10 protein-coding genes are annotated in these 18,004 nt (G+C 68.3%); 6 read left to right on the top strand and 4 right to left on the bottom strand.

Features of this window, described 5'->3' with window-relative positions; genetic code table 11:
* Positions 1–4,784: 4,784 nt before the first annotated feature.
* The 4 genes from ABMQ42_RS01340 (at position 4,785) to ABMQ42_RS01325 (ending at position 9,279) form a co-directional block, all read left to right on the top strand.
* Positions 4,785–5,729 carry a ParA family protein gene (locus tag ABMQ42_RS01340; protein WP_349721499.1) on the top strand — a complete coding sequence of 315 codons (945 nt, stop codon included), beginning with the start codon at positions 4,785–4,787 and terminating at the stop codon, positions 5,727–5,729.
* The gene (locus tag ABMQ42_RS01335) at positions 5,729–6,781 is read left to right on the top strand and encodes a ParB/RepB/Spo0J family partition protein (RefSeq protein ID WP_349720841.1); all 1,053 of its coding nucleotides are present in this window, start codon (positions 5,729–5,731) and stop codon (positions 6,779–6,781) included. Before ABMQ42_RS01340 ends, ABMQ42_RS01335 begins: the two co-directional genes overlap by 1 nt.
* A 49-nt stretch (positions 6,782–6,830) precedes the next feature.
* Positions 6,831–7,193 (top strand): tryptophan synthase subunit alpha, encoded by a 363-nt coding sequence (locus ABMQ42_RS01330; RefSeq protein ID WP_349720839.1) that lies wholly within the window; start codon positions 6,831–6,833, stop codon positions 7,191–7,193.
* Between the two features lie 157 nt (positions 7,194–7,350).
* On the top strand, positions 7,351–9,279 hold the full coding sequence (locus ABMQ42_RS01325) for an APC family permease (RefSeq protein WP_349720837.1): 1,929 nt from the start codon (positions 7,351–7,353) through the stop codon (positions 9,277–9,279).
* Positions 9,280–9,341: 62 nt separating this feature from the next.
* On the opposite strand, the gene trxA is transcribed toward ABMQ42_RS01325, so the two are convergent.
* The 4 genes from trxA to ABMQ42_RS01305 all read right to left on the bottom strand — a co-directional run bounded on the left by trxA (position 9,342) and on the right by ABMQ42_RS01305 (position 14,780).
* Positions 9,342–9,665, bottom strand: coding sequence for a thioredoxin (trxA, locus tag ABMQ42_RS01320; RefSeq protein ID WP_349720835.1), 324 nt, complete (start codon positions 9,663–9,665; stop codon positions 9,342–9,344).
* A 61-nt stretch (positions 9,666–9,726) separates the two neighbouring features.
* Positions 9,727–10,716, bottom strand: a complete 990-nt coding sequence (trxB, locus tag ABMQ42_RS01315; protein WP_349720834.1) for a thioredoxin-disulfide reductase — start codon at positions 10,714–10,716, stop codon at positions 9,727–9,729.
* Positions 10,717–10,851: 135 nt separating this feature from the next.
* On the bottom strand, positions 10,852–12,447 hold the full coding sequence (gene murJ, locus ABMQ42_RS01310; protein WP_349720832.1) for a murein biosynthesis integral membrane protein MurJ: 1,596 nt from the start codon (positions 12,445–12,447) through the stop codon (positions 10,852–10,854).
* A complete protein-coding gene (locus ABMQ42_RS01305) occupies positions 12,444–14,780 on the bottom strand; it encodes a DUF6049 family protein (RefSeq protein ID WP_349720831.1) in 2,337 nt (778 codons plus the stop codon). Before ABMQ42_RS01305 ends, murJ begins: the two co-directional genes overlap by 4 nt.
* A 241-nt stretch (positions 14,781–15,021) precedes the next feature.
* On the opposite strand from ABMQ42_RS01305, the gene ABMQ42_RS01300 reads away from it, so the two are divergent.
* Positions 15,022–16,536 carry a DUF7059 domain-containing protein gene (locus ABMQ42_RS01300; RefSeq protein ID WP_349720829.1) on the top strand — a complete coding sequence of 505 codons (1,515 nt, stop codon included), beginning with the start codon at positions 15,022–15,024 and terminating at the stop codon, positions 16,534–16,536.
* A 30-nt stretch (positions 16,537–16,566) separates the two neighbouring features.
* Positions 16,567–17,994: a CCA tRNA nucleotidyltransferase gene (locus ABMQ42_RS01295; protein ID WP_349720828.1), complete on the top strand. Its 1,428-nt coding sequence runs from the start codon at positions 16,567–16,569 to the stop codon at positions 17,992–17,994.
* Positions 17,995–18,004: the final 10 nt, after the last annotated feature.

The following is an 18,004-nucleotide window of genomic DNA, read 5'->3' as shown; positions in this document are numbered from 1 at the left end:
CGTGGCCAGCGGTCTACGCGAGACGTCTTTCGCACAGACCACTGGTGAGCGCACGTATGGTCGGTCTCCTGGCATGGTGGTGACGGCAGTGAGTGCGATGCCGGGACCCACGCTGGAGAGGGTCGACTGATGCAGCGGTTGACTCTGACCTTGTAACGAGAGGCAGGGTGTCCGTGTATGGGTTTCGCGGACGGTCTCTGAGCATGAGCGGTCGGGGGTCGTCGCTTCGGCGCATCGGGAGTGCTGTCCTGGACTACCTGGGTCACTCGCGTGGGGTTCGCGCCGTCGTTTCACGTGAAACATCGACGGCAAGCGAGGCTTCTGCGCGAGAGCGTTGGCGCGGGGTTGCGCGTTGCGGCTGGCATGTCGTAGGCGGTGTGCTGTGGTTGGCATGGTCTGCCACCCGGGCATCAACGGCGCCGGACGGGACCGAAACGCGCGGTGTGTCGCGGCCGAGCCGACGGAACTCACTCGCACGCTCCTCTTCCGTTTTGTAGGGCTGCCGAAAGCGGCCTCACCCGGTGCGCCCCTCTGCATAGGCGTCGGCAGGTGGGCTCGGTTCGCGCACCTCTGAGGCGTGCGCTGAGACCCGCGGCGCTGCGGACGCCTGGCTGATTCACTGGCCCTGGTCCTGGACACGGAGCCGCTCCTGGCGCGGCGACGCGCTGCTGATCTGTGCGTGCGCCATGCCGCCTCGCGAGGCTTGTGTGAAGATCTCGCGCTGTCGTCGAAGGAGTGATGGACCGGTCATGGCTGTCCGGGCAGTGCGGAGCTGGTCGAGATTGACGCACTTGAGCAGCGGCGATCGATGGAATCGGCACGCGCCCGCCGACCGCGTTATCCGTTCGCGCCCTAGCGCGAGTGGTGACCGAGTCCGGGCACGCCGCGTACTCGTGGTCGTCGCATGCGGAAGCAGACTCCGACCTTCCCGGGTGCGGCGTTTCACGTGAAACACGTACTCGATATCGCGCAACCGAGGTGATGTGAGGGTGCTTCCGCGATCGATCTGGTGCTGGAGAGGCGTGCTGTCTTGCCATTGAGTCTTGAGGTGTGCCGCTGCGCGCCGCTAGGCGGGCCGCGGCTGGTGTCCACGCGATCAGCCCCGGGCCCGTTGTAAGCCGCGCCCCATCAGTGTTTCACGTGAAACACTTCGCTTTGGTGGCACCGAGGCGGCATGATTCCGTGGATCGGAACCATCGTGGTGAGCGGGAGGCCCCAGAGGTGACGTCGATCGCGGAAGAGCAGGCGGGAGTTGTCTCAACCGATGTCGCGGCTCGCGTATCCACCCCACCGTTCATTGGGCAGTCGGTACGGCGATTGGTTTCACGTGAAACATACCCGGCTGGCGGTCATCCGTCGGTTACAGATGGTCGAGACGCGGTGGAGTTCTCACGGTGAAGTAGAGTCCATGACACGCGACCCTCCCTGCGGGTTGTCGTGGCTCGCTCTCTGTGCTGATCTGCGGTGGTGTGCCGTTGCACACTGATGATCGGCGGATGCGAGCCGGTTCACTGTGTTTCACGTGAAACGGCGGGCTGACGCAGTCTTGTCTCGAGCGGCGCGTGGCAGGTTGCCTGCCTTGCGCTCTGAACGACCCAGATGTCGGCTCTGGGAACGGGGTATGCGGGCGTCGACCTTCGTAGCGAGGCGTACGGGGGTGCGTGCTTGGCCGGGGTGCGGTCGCTGTGGGGGTGGTGCCGAGTCCACTCGCCACCGATCACGTTTTACGTGAGACGCGACCGTCGGCGTGCATCGGGCCAGGTGAGAGTGCCCGTTGAACGGATGTTGTGGAGGGCAGACACCTGCGCGAGAGCGGGAAGGATGTGACGGACGTCCCGGCCCCTGCTCGACGTGAGCCCGCTCGTCGGATCGTTAGGCGAAGCTGGCGGCACGGCACGTACGTTTCACGTGAAACATAGGAGGGTGTGGGCTCCAGGCGATACGGGGCTCGAGACCAACTCAAGTGCGGTGTAGAGCGAAGCGCGGAGGCGATCTGAGCGCTGTGGCGCGAAGGGGTAGTCGCGCGGACGGCGAGACCGCGATGAGTCCCACGACAACCCGACGACAACCCGGTGAGTGATGGCGCCCTACGACACCTCGCCTCCCACCCCGCGAAGGTAAGCGAACGCAGCGCATCTCGGAGGATCCGGCCTCATCCGGCGCTTCGTATGGAGGATCCGATCATCGGATACGCCGGTCCGCAAGGATGAGGCTGGGTAGCCGGGCTCGTCGCGAGGCTGCACCGTAGGTGTTCCGACATCAAGCTCCGGGACATCCAACGCCGGGACCTGCGGTGGTCCCCACGCGTAGAGCGCTGTTGCTCCCGCTATGTGCAGGGGTGAAGGCACGCTCCTCCCGGCGCCGCGTTGAGCAGGTCGGCTGCAGAGCAGGTCAGGTGCTGCGAACATCGAGTCGGCCAAATAGCTGCCTGTTTCACGTGAAACACGCGGTGCGAATGCAGTCGGAACGGAGCGCGACGCCCACGAAATTCATCGCGCCGAACCATGCGCGAGTACGGAATGCGCGGAGTTGTGTATGCACTTGGGTTGTCGCATGAGTCCGCCTCCGTTGCCCATCCACATGCTCTGTCCCCACCTCTGCGGAGCCAGCCAGGATGGTGCGTGGTTTCACGTGAAACGGCGGCCGAGAACGCGCCGTAATGGGCCGTGACGGTGGCGTGGGCTGTGCGGTGGCGTGGGCTGTGCGGTGGCGTGGGCTGTGCGGTGGCGTGGGCTGTGCGGTGGCGTGGGCTGTGCGGTGGTGTGGGCTGTGGAGCAAAGTGCGGCTGATTGCTTCCCGGTGGCTCGGGCTGCGCAGAGTGCTGGTAGGCCCTCACGGCGGATGGGTGCGTCCTCTCTGTGGCAGGTCGCGGAGGGATGCCCTTGAGCTAAGCCGACACGCACCGGTTTAAGGCCGGAGTTTCACGTGAAACGGCCAACGATGCGCACGGGCGCGACGGTGGCGAGCGCAGCCAGGTGTGGCTGTCGCTGGGGATGAGTGCTGACCCACGTGTCGAGTGAAGCGGTGCGCGGGGACCAGCGATGATCTGGCGTCATTCAGGATCGTTTGCTACTCAAATCGCGTTGCCTGGGTAGAGAGAAACCCGGCGCGTTTCACGTGAAACAACCGCGGTAAGAGGGGTCGACTCGGGAAGACGAGAGGTCATGCGTCCGCGCACCGCTGACGGGTGCGTGAGATTCATCGGGCGATCGCGCCCGCGGTGACGGCTTGTCCGACTGCGACGGAAGACGCGCGCGTGGAGGAGGCCCGTCGATGAGCCGTCGCGCCGTCGCGACGTTTCACGTGAAACGGTCCGGCACTCGCGCTGTGGCGGGAGGAGCTCTCGCCAGCGCCGCGTGAAGAACGCGTGCACGTCACGGGGGACGGCCGTTGCGATCTTGGGTAGAAGTGTGTCCTGGGCGCCCCGTGTGGGATTCGTCCCATCGCCTGGTGCGTCCACCGCAGCGAGAAGACACAGTGATGTCGAGCGCGAGGTGCGCTCGTACCCGAACGACCGGGATCCTCCTCGACGCCGGCAAGTACCCACGGAGAGGCTGGAGGAGCGACGTGTCGGTGTCACCTGACACACGCGGGCGACGAACGACCGCACGAACGGGTGAACAGTGAAGGATCACGGATTACCCTGCGTGGAACTATCGGCAAGATGGTCTGGGTTACGTCGGCGGTCATGGGAGGTGAGAGCCCGCGACCTGCGCAGGGCATCCGGCAGGCAACGGTTCTCTGGGTCTTCGGTCCGCGCGTAAGCGGCGAACGCCCAAGCCGCTCCTGCACAGAGCAGGTCCGAAGAAATGCTCTGGGAACCGGAGTAGCGCCGCCGGCTTCATGGAGCGCGGGTGAGCCCATGAAGAGGACAGTCACCCCTTGAGTCGCCAGAGGCCACCGAGACGTGGTGTTTCACGTGAAACACAGCCCGCCCGAACGCGTGCCACATCGGTGAGGATGGGCAGTGAGCCCCGGTCGAGCCCCGGCACTGGGTGTGCGGCATGTGCAGGGGAACTCGCCCGGACGGGCGCTGCACCGAAGGGGAGCGGGCCTGTCGATACCAACCCCGATGGTCGGCGCATCGACGGAGCATGACACCGACCTGACGTGGAAAGATCGCACGATCAAAGAGGGTGTGGATGCTGCCGATCGACGCCAGTCCGCCCGCGAAAATGCAGGCCGGCAACCGGTTCAAGGCCTACGACAGCGATGCTCTCTGAAACACGCGCAGACGGTGTCGGGAGCGTCGGATCCATGGCATACGCTCGAGAGAGAAGGCGATTGAGAGCGACGGGCATACGTTGTTCGATGGCGATGACGTCACCAGATCCGTGTGCAGAAAGGGCCACGTGAAGGAGCAGTCCACGGAGAAGAAGCGTCGCTTGTGGGATCGGTGGCGGGTTCCGCGCCGCGATGCCACGACATCGGGATCTCTCGTCGATGCGGTGGCCGGGACGCGTTTAGACTTGGAAGCGGATTCGCCGCGTTCGGCGGCCGCAGAGCCGGTCGAGTCGGGGGATGCGCCACTGGATGCGGAGCCCGCCGAACACGTGGGTGATCCGACGGAATCGGGGACGGCGACACAGGATCCGATCCAGCCGGAACCAGAACCCGAACCGGAACCAGAACCCGAACCGGAGCCAGAAGTGGAACCGGACGCCGAACGGCAGTCGGATGCAGACCCGGAGCCTGATATCGATCCGCAACCCGTTTCTCTGCCGGAGGCAGACTCGGAGCCGATCACGGACCAGACCGAATCGCTGAACAGGAGTGCGTTTCACGTGGAACAGCCCGATGACGCCCCCGCTGAGACGACATTCGAGCAGCCTCAGATCGGTGACAGCCCGATCGCGCGCGAACTCGCCGATCTCACCGCTCGTCAGCGAACGCTTGAGCAGACCACGGTCGAACTGACGGGGCACACCCGGATCATCACGGTGTCGAACCAGAAGGGCGGTGTCGGCAAGACCACCTCGGTGGTCAACCTCGCCGCGGCGCTGGCAACCGTCGGTGCGCGTGTCCTCGTCATCGACCTCGACCCGCAGGGCAATGCGTCGACGGCTCTCAACATCACGCACACGGCCGACACACCCAGCATCTACGACGTGCTCATCGACGAGTTCCCCATGGTCGACATCATTCAGACCAGTCCGGAGTCGGACCTGCTGACCTGTGCGCCGAGTACCATCCACCTCGCTGGGGCCGAGATCGAGCTGGTCTCGCAGGTCGCACGAGAGCACCGGCTGCGCACCGCACTCGAGAACTACATCGATGCGTCGGAAGAGAAGCCCGACTTCGTTCTCATCGACTGCCCGCCGTCACTCGGCCTGTTGACGATCAATGCGTTCACCGCCGCCGATGAGGTGCTCATCCCCATCCAGTGCGAGTACTACGCCCTCGAGGGGCTGAGCCAGCTGCTCGGGAACGTGCAGATGATCCAGAAGCACCTGAACCAGAAGCTTCGCGTCTCGACGATTCTCCTGACGATGTACGACGCGCGTACCCGGCTTGCCCAGCAGGTGGCCGAGGAAGTGCGCTCGCACTTCCCGAAGGAAGTCCTCGAGACGGTCATTCCCCGGTCGGTTCGAGTTTCCGAGGCTCCGAGCTTCGGTCAGACGGTCATCGCCTACGACGGACAGTCGGCGGGTGCCGTGGCGTACCGCGAAGCGGCGGTGGAGATCATCCAGCGTGAGAATGCGGCAGCAGTGAAAGAAGGAGGCGCCTGATGGCGGCGAAGCGGACAGGACTCGGTCGGGGCATCGGAGCACTCATCCCGACCACGGAATCGACGAGCGAGCGTCCCGTCGACGTGTTCTTCCCCGGTGTCTCGGCTACGGCCACGGCCGTCAAGGAGCGCCCGGCGAAGGCCAAGACTGCCAAGAAGACTGACAACGTACCGGCTGAGACCACAGATGTAACGGCCGAGACGGATGCCGCTGAGGTCGTCGAGTCCGCGGAAGAGCTCGTCGCGGTTCCGGGTGCGCGACTGATCAGCGTCAACCCCAACGACATCGTGCCGAACCCGCGTCAGCCGCGCTCGGTGTTCGACGCCGACGACCTTGCCGAGCTCGTGCACAGCGTCAAGGAGTTCGGCGTTCTGCAGCCGGTCGTCGTCCGTCAGAACGCGGATGGTGAGTACGAGCTCATCATGGGCGAGCGACGCACCCGCGCCGCACGCGAGGCCGGGCTGGAGTCGATCCCGGCGATCCTGCGCGAGACCTCCGACGATGACATGCTGCGCGATGCGCTGCTGGAGAACCTGCACCGTTCCGAGCTCAACCCGTTGGAAGAGGCATCCGCCTATCAGCAGCTGCTCGACGATTTCGGTATCACGCAGGAGGAGCTCGCCAACCGCATCGGTCGTTCGCGGCCCCAGATCAGCAACACGATCCGACTGCTCCGACTGCCGGTCCCGGTGCAGCAGCGCGTTGCCGCGGGCGTGCTGAGCGCCGGCCACGCGCGTGCGGTGCTGTCGCTCGACGACGAGGAGGCGATGCAGCGACTCGCCGACCGCATCGTGAACGAAGACCTCTCCGTCCGCGCGGCCGAGGCTGCGGCGAAGGCCAAGAACGATGTGGGCACGCGTCGCGTTGCGCCGAAGGCGGGAGCACGGCAGGCCTACCTCAACGAGGTGGGCGACCGGCTCGGCGACCGCCTCAACACCAAGGTCCGCGTCACGCTCGGTGCGCGCAAGGGGCAGATCGCCATCGACTTCGCGAGCATCCAGGATCTCAACCGCATCCTCGAGGATCTCGGCGAGTCCGGCTTCGCCTCCTGACCGCGGCACGTCGGACACCCTGGGGGCCGAAGGCGCTTAGGCTGGTCGGGTGAGTTCTTCAGCCGACCAGCCCCGCGAGGTCACCCCGCGACGACGGGCGAGCCTGGAACTGCTGCGCGCCGAGGCGACCGATGAGCTCTCTGTGATCATCGAGGAACGTCTGCTCGGCGGGGAGGACCCCTGGGAGTTCATGGAGGAGCTCCCCAGCGTCGACGAGCTCGTCGTCTTCACACTGCGTGCCGAGAACATCGCGGCGAACGGTGGCGTCCGTCCCAACCCCGCACGTCACTATCGCGTACTCCGTCAGATCGCGCTCGACTACCCGCCGCTGACCCCGGCGGTATGGAAGCTGCTCGGCGAGGCCAACACTCATCGCCGCTGGGACGCCGTCGTGCATACCGAGGCCTCCTGAGCGGCATCCACCGCCCCTTTTCGTCGGCATATGCCGACGGCGGCATGTGCGTCTGCTCGGTGATCCATCCCACAACGCGCTGATCTGGGCGTACCGTGTGCACCGGCGATCCGCTCGCCGGCGGATCGTCACGACCGACAACGAAGTGTGGTGTGTGATGAGTGCGACGCAGACGAAAACCGAACCCGAACCGGTCACAGGCTCATTCGAGACCGCGGACGGCGGACTCAAACGCAGACTCTCCCTCACCCAGCTGCTGCTGCTGGGTGTCAGCGCGCAGATCGGATCGGGCTGGCTCTTCGGTGTGCTCGCCGCCGCCGGCGTCGCGGGCCCGGCGGCCATCCTGTCGTGGATCATCGCCTCGGTACTCGTGTTCCTCATTGCACTCACGTACCTCGAACTCGGGGCAATGCTGCCGCGCTCGGGCGCCATCGTGCGATACACGTACCTGACGCACGGGTCACTCTCGGGATGGATCATTGGATGGGCCTATTGGCTGTCGGTCGTCTCGATTCCGCCGATCGAGGCGGAGGCGACGCTGACGTACCTCGGCGGCCGGTTCCCGAATCTGCACCTGCTGACGACGGTCGAAGGTGTGCAGGTGCTCAGCTGGCCGACGGGCATCCTCGCCGGCTTCGTGCTGATGGTCGTGTTCTTCGCGTTGAACTTCTTCGGTGCGCGATTCCTCGCGGAGTCGAACCGCTGGGTCACGATCTGGAAGATCGCCCTGCCGACGCTGACGTTCATCTTCCTGTTCTTCATCTTCAAGGGCACGAACTTCACCACGTACGACGGCTTCGCCCCGCTGGGTGTGCCGCCGATCTTCCACGCGATCGCGACGACGGGCATCATCTTCTCGCTGCTCGGGTTCCGTCAGGCACTCGATTACGGCGGTGAGGCGAAGAACCCGCAGCGCAACGTGCCTCTCGCCACCATCGGGTCGATCGCGATCCCGGCTGTCATCTACACGCTGCTGCAGGTCGCGTTCATCGGCGCCATCAACTGGAAGGACATGGGGCTGGCCCCGGGTTCATGGGACAAGCTGGTGCAGGGAGGATGGGCGGACGGCCCGCTGTTCCACGCGCTGGACTCGGCGAACATGGCGGCGTTGGCGGCGCTCGGCACATTCCTGCTGATCGACGCGGCGGTCTCGCCGCTGGCCACCGGCTGGGTGTACCTCGGCACGGGCGCGCGCACCGGCTACGGGCTGGGCGTGCACCGCAACATCCCGAAGGTGTTCACGTCGAACAACCGGTTCGGCATCCCGTGGCTGCCCCTGCTCGTGTCGACCGTCGTGGGCTGTGTGTTCTTCGTGCCGGCGCCCAGCTGGTACCAGCTCGTCGGCTTCATCAGCTCGGCCGCGGTGCTCACCTACATCATGGGCGGTGCGGGCCTGCCCGTGCTGCGCCGCACGGCGCCGAACCTGAAGCGGCCGTTCCTGCTGAAGGGTTTCAAGTTCTGGTCGCCGGTCTCCTTCCTCGCTGCCGTGCTGATCCTCTACTGGAGCGGCTTCTCGACGCTGACGAACGTCATCACGGCGACCTTCATCGGACTGCCGTTCTTCACCGCCTACTACGCGTGGAAGATGAAGTGGATGAACGCGGTGTCGAGCATCGTCATCAGCGTCGTGTTCTTCGTCGCGTGGATCTGGGTGGCGACCGCCGGCGGATGGGTTCTGACCACGGGCGGGCAGCAGCGGGAGGGCGGCTGGCCGTTCCCGGTCTACTACATCGCGTTCTGCGTGCTGGTCATCGCGTTCTGCGCGGCGGTGTGGGCGACGACGGGCAAGGAGGGCAAGCGCGCGGTGTCGGCGAACTGGTGGTTGATCTGGCTGCTGCTCGCATCGATGCTCGTCGGCTACTTGGGCGAGTACGGGCCGATGGAGCACCCGGCACTGGGCTTTCCGTGGGGCATGGGCGTCGAGGTGCTCGTCGGCATCGTCGCCTATGTCTGGGCGATCCGCAGCGGTTACGCCACCGATGAGATCAAGGACATCGTGGCGACGTCGGATGCCGCGACCGCCGCGACCGCGGTGCAACCCGGCGGAACACCGCCGGCCGCGGCCGGTCGGCCCGCGGCATCCTGACCGCTCATGACGAAAGCCCCCGCGAACCTGAACGGTCGCGGGGGCTTTCGCTGTCTGTGCGTCTACTTGAGGTAGGTCGCGAGGTCCTTCTCGAGGGCGAACTTCGGCTTGGCGCCGATGATCGAGGTCTTCACCTCGCCCTTCTCGAACACCTTCATCGCGGGGATCGACGTGATCTGGTACTTCATGGCCAGGTCGGGGTTCTCGTCGACGTTCAGCTTCAGGACCGTGATCTTGTCGGGGTTCTCGGCCGCGATCTCATCGAGCACGGGCGAGACCATGCGACACGGACCGCACCACGCGGCCCAGAAGTCGACGAGCACGGGGCCGTCGGCGTTCAGGACGTCCTGCTCGAATGTGGCGGATGTGGTCGCCTTCGCGGTCATGGTTCTCCTTCGGTGGGAAAGTCTCTTGCTCGATGAAACGCCGGATGGCGCGGGTTTGTTCCTACGCCACGGCCTCGGCCTCGGGGCGGCCGCTGATCTCGTCGGCGTCTGCCTCGGGGGCGCCGGCCTCGCCGTGCGCGGCGAGGAAGTGCTCGGCGTCCAGGGCAGCGACCGTGCCGGACCCGGCCGCGGTCACGGCCTGGCGGTACGTCGGGTCGATGACGTCGCCGGCGGCGAACACGCCGTCGATCGAGGTGCGCGACGAGCGGCCGTCGACCCAGACCGTGCCCTCGGGCGTCAGGTCGAGCTTGCCGTGCACGAGGTGCGTGCGCGGGTCGTTGCCGATCGCGACGAACACGCCCGTCAGCGGCAGCTCGCTCTCGGTGCCGTCGACCGTGGAACGCAGCTTCACGCCGGTCACGGCGGAGTCGCCGAGGATGTCGACGACCTCGCTGTTCCACACGAACTCGATCTTCGGATCGGCGAACGCGCGCTCCTGCATGATCTTCGAGGCGCGCAGCTCGTCGCGACGGTGGATGACGTAGACCTTCGAGGCGAAGCGGGTGAGGAACGTGGCCTCTTCCATCGCGGAGTCGCCGCCGCCGACGACCGCGATCTCCTGCTCGCGGAAGAAGAATCCGTCGCAGGTCGCGCACCACGAGACGCCGTGGCCCGATAGGCGCTGCTCGCCCTCGATGCCGATCTTGCGGTAGGCGGAGCCGGTCGCGAAGATCAGCGCGTCGGCCTCTTCGACCTTGCCCGAGCCCAGCGTGACGCGCTTGACGGGTCCGTCGAGCGCGAGCTCGACCGCGTCGTCGTACGCGACCTCGGCGCCGAACTTCTCGGCCTGCGCCTGCAGCTTCGCCATGAGATCGGGGCCCTGGATGCCCTCGGGGAAGCCGGGGAAATTCTCGACCTCGGTCGTGTTCATCAGCTCACCGCCGACGTCGACGCTGCTCGCGACGATGAGGGGCTTGAGGTTCGCCCGGGCCGCATAGATGGCGGCGGTCAAACCGGCAGGACCCGATCCGATGATGATGAGCTGACGCACGTTCTCTCCCTTGTCGCGGACGTTTCGACGCGTCCGCATGCCTCAACACATCGTAACCGCGGGGCATTCCGCCCCGGCCCGTGCGTCGGAGCGTTGCGCGGCGCACCGACCCGCGGCATCCACTCGATGAATCGGTCAGCGGCGCACGACGCGGCGCAGCGTGTCGAGCGCCGGGCGCAGCTCGGGCGCACGCAGCAGCGCCAGCAGCGCGACATAGACGATGAGCGCGACCACGCCGATGACGCACGAGCCGACGACCCCGAGCACGATGCTGCCGGTCATCCACCCGCCGATGCCGCCGGCGAGCAGGAACACGCCCCAGCCCGCGGCCGCCGCCGGGATCGCGGCGACGGTGAAGCGGATGAGCCCGGCCATCCACGAGCGGGTGCCGAGTGGACCGATCTTGCGACGCAGCAGCCAGGTCGCCAGCACGAGCTGCACGATCGCCGCGAACGACTGCCCGAGGGCGAGCGCCGCGGCGAGGAACTCGATCGGCACGAACAGCCCCGAGAGCCAGGCCGTCAGCGCAACGATGCCGGCCTGCACGATCGTGAAGAAGAACGGCGTGCGCGTGTCGTTGTACATGTAGAACGTGCGCTGGATCGTGAACTGCACAGCGTTGGGGATCAGTCCCACGAGGTAGCACACGAGCACGAGGGCGAAGGCCACGGAGGCGTCGGGGTCCTTCGTGAACATGCGGGAGGCGGGGATGGATGCCGCGGCCAGCGCGAACGTCGCGAAGACGATGAAGACGCCGACGGTGCGGATGCTGCGGCCGATGTCGCCCCGCACCTCATCGTGACGGCCCGCCGCCGCGTGCTCGCTGAGCCGCGTGAAATAGGGCGTTCCGATCGAGAGGACGATCAGCGAATACGGGATCATGTACAGCAGCCAGGCGTTCTGCCCCGCGAACACACCCGCATGGCCCTTGGCCGCCTCCGACAGCACCCGTGACTGCACGAGGCCGGCGAGCTGACCGAGCAGCACCATCAGGAAGGTCCAGCCGGCGAGGCGACCGATGCGGTTCAGCCCCACGCCGCGCCAGTGGAAGTCGGGGCGGATGCGCAGGCCGGTCTTCGGCCAGAAAAGGAACAGCACGAGCGCCTGCACGACGATGCCGATCGTGGCGGTGGCGCCCATGAAGGCGATGCGGCCCGGGGTCCAGTCGACGATGTCGCCGAGCGGACCGAACAGCAGGAAGAACAGCCCGAAGCCCGCGATCGACACGATGTTGTTGACGATCGGCGCCCACGTGAACGGGCCGTAGATGTTGCGCGCGTTCAGGGCCTCGCCGACCAGCGCGTACAGCCCGTAGAAGAGGATCTGGGGCAGGCACCAGTACGCGAACGCCGTGGCGAGGGCCTTCTGATCGGGCGTGAAGCCCCGCGCATACAGTTCGACGAGCAGGGGGGCGCACACCATCGCGATCACGGTGATCACGAGCAGCGCGACGAAGCCCAGAGTGAAGAGCTTGGAGATGAACGCCGTGCCGCCGTCGGAGTGCGACGCGGCCTGCACGATCTGCGGCACGACAACCGCGGCGAGAAGACCCGTCGAGATGATCGCGTAGATGGCGTTCGGCAGCCCGTTCGCGACGGCGAACGCGTTGCCGGCGGCGGCGAACGATCCGCCGAGGGCCGCCACCATGATCAGCTGACGCACGAAGCCGCTGAGGCGTGAGACGACCGTGCCCGCCCCGATCAGCACGCTCGCGCGGCCGATGCCGGTCACCGGGCGGCTCCGTCGTCGGGGGTGGATGCCGCACCGCCGGCCGCGCCGCCGGTCGAAGCTCCGCCGGCGTCGGTGCGCGGTGCGGACCCGTCACCGCCCGCGTCGGGAGCAGAAATGCCGCCCGCGGCGGCGGCCGCGGCATCCGCCGCCCGCCTCCGGCGGGAGAGGACGGTGCGGACCACGCCGATCACGAGGAAGGCGCCGATGCCGACACCGAGCACGGTGAGACCGATGATCTCCCAGTCGGCGTGCACCGTCACGACGACGTCGCGCGGCTGGCCGATCGGCACACCGGTGGGGCTCACCAGGCGCAGGTTGAGGGTGACGTCGCCGTTGCCGATCTGCGCCTGGATCGGCACGTGCGCGGCAGTGGTGCTCGAGGCCTGCGCGGTGACCTCGGTCGACTCCTGCACCTCGAGGCGCAGGTTGTCGGGATGCACGAAGAGGGTGACCTTCACCGGCCAGGGCAGCTGGTTGCGAATGCCGAAGCTGCGCGTCGCCGCGCGCCCGGCGAGGTTGAAGTCGCTGGTGGGGGCGATCGAGACGGAGTTCAGGGTGTCGATGGTCGCCTGCCGGTGGGCGGCGATCGCGTCGGCCCAGCCCTCCGAATCGTCGAGCCAGCCGCCGCCCATGAGCTGCAGGACCGTCGCGCGCTCGGGTGCCGTCAGGAGCGTCGGATCGTCGAGCACCGTCGCGAACGCCGCAACGCCCCGCTCACCGTCGATCAGCTGCTTCAGCGTGTCGACGCGGGCGGTGTCGGCCGCGGCATCCTTCACCGTCACCTGACGTGCCGGCGAATCGAGCAGCCGTGTCAGCGTCGACGCGGTGGTGCTCGGCGCACCCGTCACCGCCTCGACCGCCGCAGACAGTCCCAGCACCGACCGTGTCGACGCGCGGTCGACGACGACCATGAGCGGCGAGCCGTCGCCGGAACTCGCGGCGATGTTGAGCGAAGCGGTCACGGACGCGAGGGCGGCGCCGCGGATCTTGGAGTCGTCTTCGAGGGACGCCGTGCGCAGGGTGTCGGAGATCGCCGCGTCGTACACCAGCACGTTCGCCCCGTCCGCGTCGACGTGTGCCGACCCAGACGATGCGGACGCCGACGAGAGCAGGGTGACGGCGTCGGTGTCATCCGTCGACATCGCATCCAGCTTCGTGACGCCGGCCGCGCCGACGCTCTTCGAGAACGGCCAGTAGACGGCGTCGCGCGTGTTCTCGCCGAGGCTCTCGAGCTCGTCGATGCTCGGGAACGTGGGCGCACCCGGCGTCGCGGTGTCGGTGGGCGTCGGCGTCTCGGCGATCTCGTCACCGGTGGAGGCGGTGTCGTCGTCGCTGAAGTCGGCGGCGTTCATGTACGACTGCAGCGTCGCCGGGCGCAGCAGGCTCGAGCGGCCCTCGTGCAGCTGCGCCGCGATGTCGGCGTCGCCGAACTGCAGTGCGAACCGCTCGTTCGAGAGCATGTCGAGCCGTTCGAGCCACGCGGTCGCGGTCTTCGGCGCGGATGACCCGAGTACCCGGATGGAGGCGGGAAGGGCGGGGTCGATCGCCAGGATCGCCGAGGTGCCGGCGACAGCGTTCAGCTCGGCGGTGAGCTCGCCGTCGGGGGCGGTGAGCGTCTCGAGCTGGTCTGCGCTGAGCAGGCCGGCGTCGAGTCCGCCGACGGTGATCGGCACGACGATCGCGACCGGGGTGCGGTCGGTGTCGTGCTCCTTCGGGACGGTCAGCACGCTGGTCGCGACGCGTGTCTGGGCGGGCCCGGTGATCGTGGCGCTGAGCGGGTACACGCCGGGCTTGAGCTTCGTGAGCGCCTTGTCGTCGGCCGACACCGTGATCTCGACCGATTCGGTCTCGCCCGACTCGACGACCGCGATCGAGCCGGTGCCGAGCGCGGTCGTGGTCCCGTCGACCGATGCGGGGTCGGCCTGCCCTCCGTCTGCGTCGTCGCCGCCGGTGCCGGCATCGAGCCAGGCGGTCAGCTCGCTGCGGGATGTGAGCCGTGCGGTTCCGAGGCTCAGCGTGACGTCGGTCGCGGGCACCGCGGTATCGGTGCCGTTGCGCAGCGTGACGTGGGTGATGAGGTCTTCGTCGGGCTCGAGCACGCCGTTCGCGTCGGGCGACACGAACGCGTCGACGGTGCCCGACAATGGCGTCGGCGAGGGCGACGGGGTCGGAGTGGGGTCCGCGGCGAACGCGGCCGGCGTCGTGAACAGCGGCGCGACGACGAGGGCGGTCGCGGTGGCGAGGGCGGCGAACCGGCGGCGGCGGTGCGGTTTGCGGTCACCACAGGTGCGCGGGTCGGTGGAGGGCCGGGGGGCGGCCTGCGATGCGCGCATGCGGGGATCTTCGGAACTCGCGGTCATGGAGCGGTGATCGTGGGGGGATGCCGCACGAACAGCTGCGATTCTACGGGGGCGGCCTCTGCGCCCGCCGAACGCGCGCCGCGGCGAGCGCGGGCCCCCGCATGTTCAGAACTCCGCACATTCGGGTGGCGGCGGAGGGCCCGGGGTGCGTGCGGGCGCGGATCGACACGGATGTGAGGAGTTCTGAACGGGGAAGGGGCGGTTGAATGGGGGGATGCCGCTTCCCGAACCCGATCCGGTGCTGTGCCGGGCCCTCGCCGCCGACCTCGATGCCGCCGGCTACCGCACGGACGCAGTGCGCGAGACGTGGGGAGACGCCGCCGACGGTGCGCTGGGTCGTGGGCACACGCTGCCGATCCGGCGCCGGCTCGCCGGCGACGAGAGCGCCCTGGCCGTGGTCGCCCGGCTGTTCGGCATCGGCGATGCGGTGCCGGTGGAGGCGGCATCCCGCGCCTTTCCGGCCACGGCGATCGCCGGGCTCCAGGCCCTCGGGCTGGCCCGCGTCGACGACGGGATGCTGCGGCCGACCGCCCTCGTGCGCCCGCAGGCGTTCATCGATGAAGACGCCGTGGGCGAGTGGTGGGTCGCCAGCGACCTCGACGAGGCGGCCCTGGGCGGCCCGCTGCCCGAGGACCACGTGCTGGGCGTGGGCGGCGCGTCGCTGACGCTGGCCGGTCTGCAGCTCACGTCTCCGGTGCACACGGCGCTGGATCTCGGCTGCGGCTGCGGCATCCAGTCCCTGCGGGCGCGCCGCGCCGCGGCATCCGTCGTCGCCACCGACGTCTCGCAGCGGGCGCTGCGCTTCACGCGGCTGAACGCCCTGCTGAACGGCGCCGACGCGATCTCGACCCGCGCGGGCGACATGTTCGCACCGGTGGCCGGCGAGCGGTTCGACCGCGTCGTGTCGAATCCGCCGTTCGTGATCACCCCGCGCGTGGACGGGGTGCCCGCGTATGAGTACCGCGACGGCGGGCGGGTCGGCGACGCGCTCGTCGCCGAGTTCATCGCCGGCGTCGGCGCGCATCTGACATCGGGAGGCACCGCGCAGCTGCTCGCGAACTGGGAGACCCGCGACGGCGCGGCGGGACTGGACCGGGTGCGCGGCTGGGTGGATGCGGCCGGGCTCGACGCCTGGGTGATCGAGCGCGAGCTGCTGGATCCGGTCGCGTATGCCGAGCTGTGGATCCGCGACGCCGGCACCCTGCCGGGCACGCCGGAGTTCGACGCGCTGCTGGGCGCGTGGCTTGACGACTTCGCGGCGCGCGGGGTGAGCGAGGTCGGCTTCGGGTACATCCTGCTGCGCCGCCCGGTCGGAGCGGTGACGCTGGCGCGGTATGAGCGGATGCCGCAGCCGGTGCCCGAGCACGCGCTCGGGGCGCACCTCGGACGATCGCTCGCCGCGCACGACCGGCTTGTCGAGTTGGACGACACGGCGCTCGCGGCGGCGGTGCTGATCGTCGCGGGCGATGTCACCGAGGCGCGGCACCACCTGCCGGGGGCGGAGGCGCCCAGCGTCATCGAGCTGCGGCAGGGCGGCGGCTTCGGTCGCGTGGTCGAGGCGGACCCGGCGCTGGCGGCCCTGGTCGGCGCGTGCGACGGCGACCTGGCGGTCGGCCCCCTGATCGCGGCGATCGCGCAGCTGCTCGAGGTCGACCCCGGTGCCCTGCGCGACGACCTGCTGCCGCGCGTGCGCGAGCTGGTGTTCGCCGGGTTCCTCGCGTTCGCGTGAGGCGCGGGGCGGCGGGTTAGGCTGGAATCCATGCTGAACATGGCCGAGGGCGTGGCGCGCCTGGACGCGCTGGCCGCGTCCCCCGCCGTCGCATCCCTCGCGGAGGCGTTCGCGGCAGCCGGGCGCGAGCTGGCTCTCGTCGGCGGTCCGGTGCGCGACGCGCTGCTGGGTCGCGTGACCCACGACCTCGACTTCACCACGGACGCGCAGCCGGACGAGATCCTGAAGATCGTCACGCCCATCTCCACGGCCCACTGGGACATCGGCCGCGAGTTCGGCACGATCGGCGCCCGGGTGCGCGGTGAGCAGGTCGAGATCACGACCTACCGCGCCGACAGCTACGACGGCACGACCCGCAAGCCCGTGGTCGCGTTCGGCGACTCCATCGACGGCGACCTCGTGCGCCGCGACTTCACCGTCAATGCGATGGCGCTGCTGCTGCCCTCGAAGAAGCTGGTCGACCCCACCGGCGGCGTCGAAGACCTGGTCCGCGGCATCCTGCGCACCCCGATCGATCCGCGCATCAGCTTCGGCGACGACCCGCTGCGGATGCTGCGCGCCGCGCGCTTCGCATCGCAGCTCGAGTTCACGGTCGATCCCGACACGATCCAGGCGATCGAGCAGCTGCGCGAGACGATCCAGATCGTCTCCGCAGAGCGCATCCAGAGCGAGTTGATGCGGCTGCTGGCGACGGACGACCCGACCCGCGGCATCCGGATTCTCGTCGACACGGGACTGATGGCGCAGTTCCTGCCCGAGATCCCCGCGCTGCGCCTCGAAGTCGACGAGCACCACCACCACAAGGACGTCTACGAGCACTCGCTCACCGTGCTGCGGCAGGCCATCGATCTCGAGCACAGCCGTCACCCGGGTGCCGCGCCCGATCTGCCGCTGCGGCTGGCCGCGCTGCTGCACGACATCGGCAAGCCGGCCACGCGCAAGCTCGAGCCGGGTGGGGCGGTGACGTTCCACCACCACGACGTGCGCGGAGCGCGCCTGGCCCGCAAGCGGCTGCGCGAGCTGCGCTTCGACTCGGCGACGACCGACACCGTCACCAAGCTCATCGAGCTGCACCTGCGCTTCTTCGGCTACGCCGAGGGAGCGTGGACGGATGCTGCGGTGCGGCGCTATGTGCGCGACGCCGGCGACGAGCTGGAACGGCTGCACATCCTCACGCGGGCCGACGTCACCACTCGCAACAAGCGCAAGGCGCACATGCTCGCGGCCGCGTACGACGACATCGAGCGCCGCATCGACGAGCTCGCCGCCCAGGAGGAGCTGGACGCGATCCGTCCCGACCTCGACGGCAATCAGATCCAGGAGATCCTCGGCGTGAAGCCCGGCCGCGTCGTCGGCGAGGCGTACCGGTTCCTGCTCGACCTGCGGCTGGACGAGGGCGTGCTCGGGCCCGACGAGGCCGAGCGCCGGCTGCGGGACTGGTGGGCCGCCCGGGGCTGAGCGTCTCAGA

Origin of the sequence: Microbacterium sp. KR10-403 (genome assembly GCF_040196215.1) — a bacterium.
In the GTDB taxonomy this organism is placed as follows: Bacteria; Actinomycetota; Actinomycetes; order Actinomycetales; family Microbacteriaceae; genus Microbacterium.
This window is presented reverse-complemented; position numbering and strand designations above follow the sequence as displayed.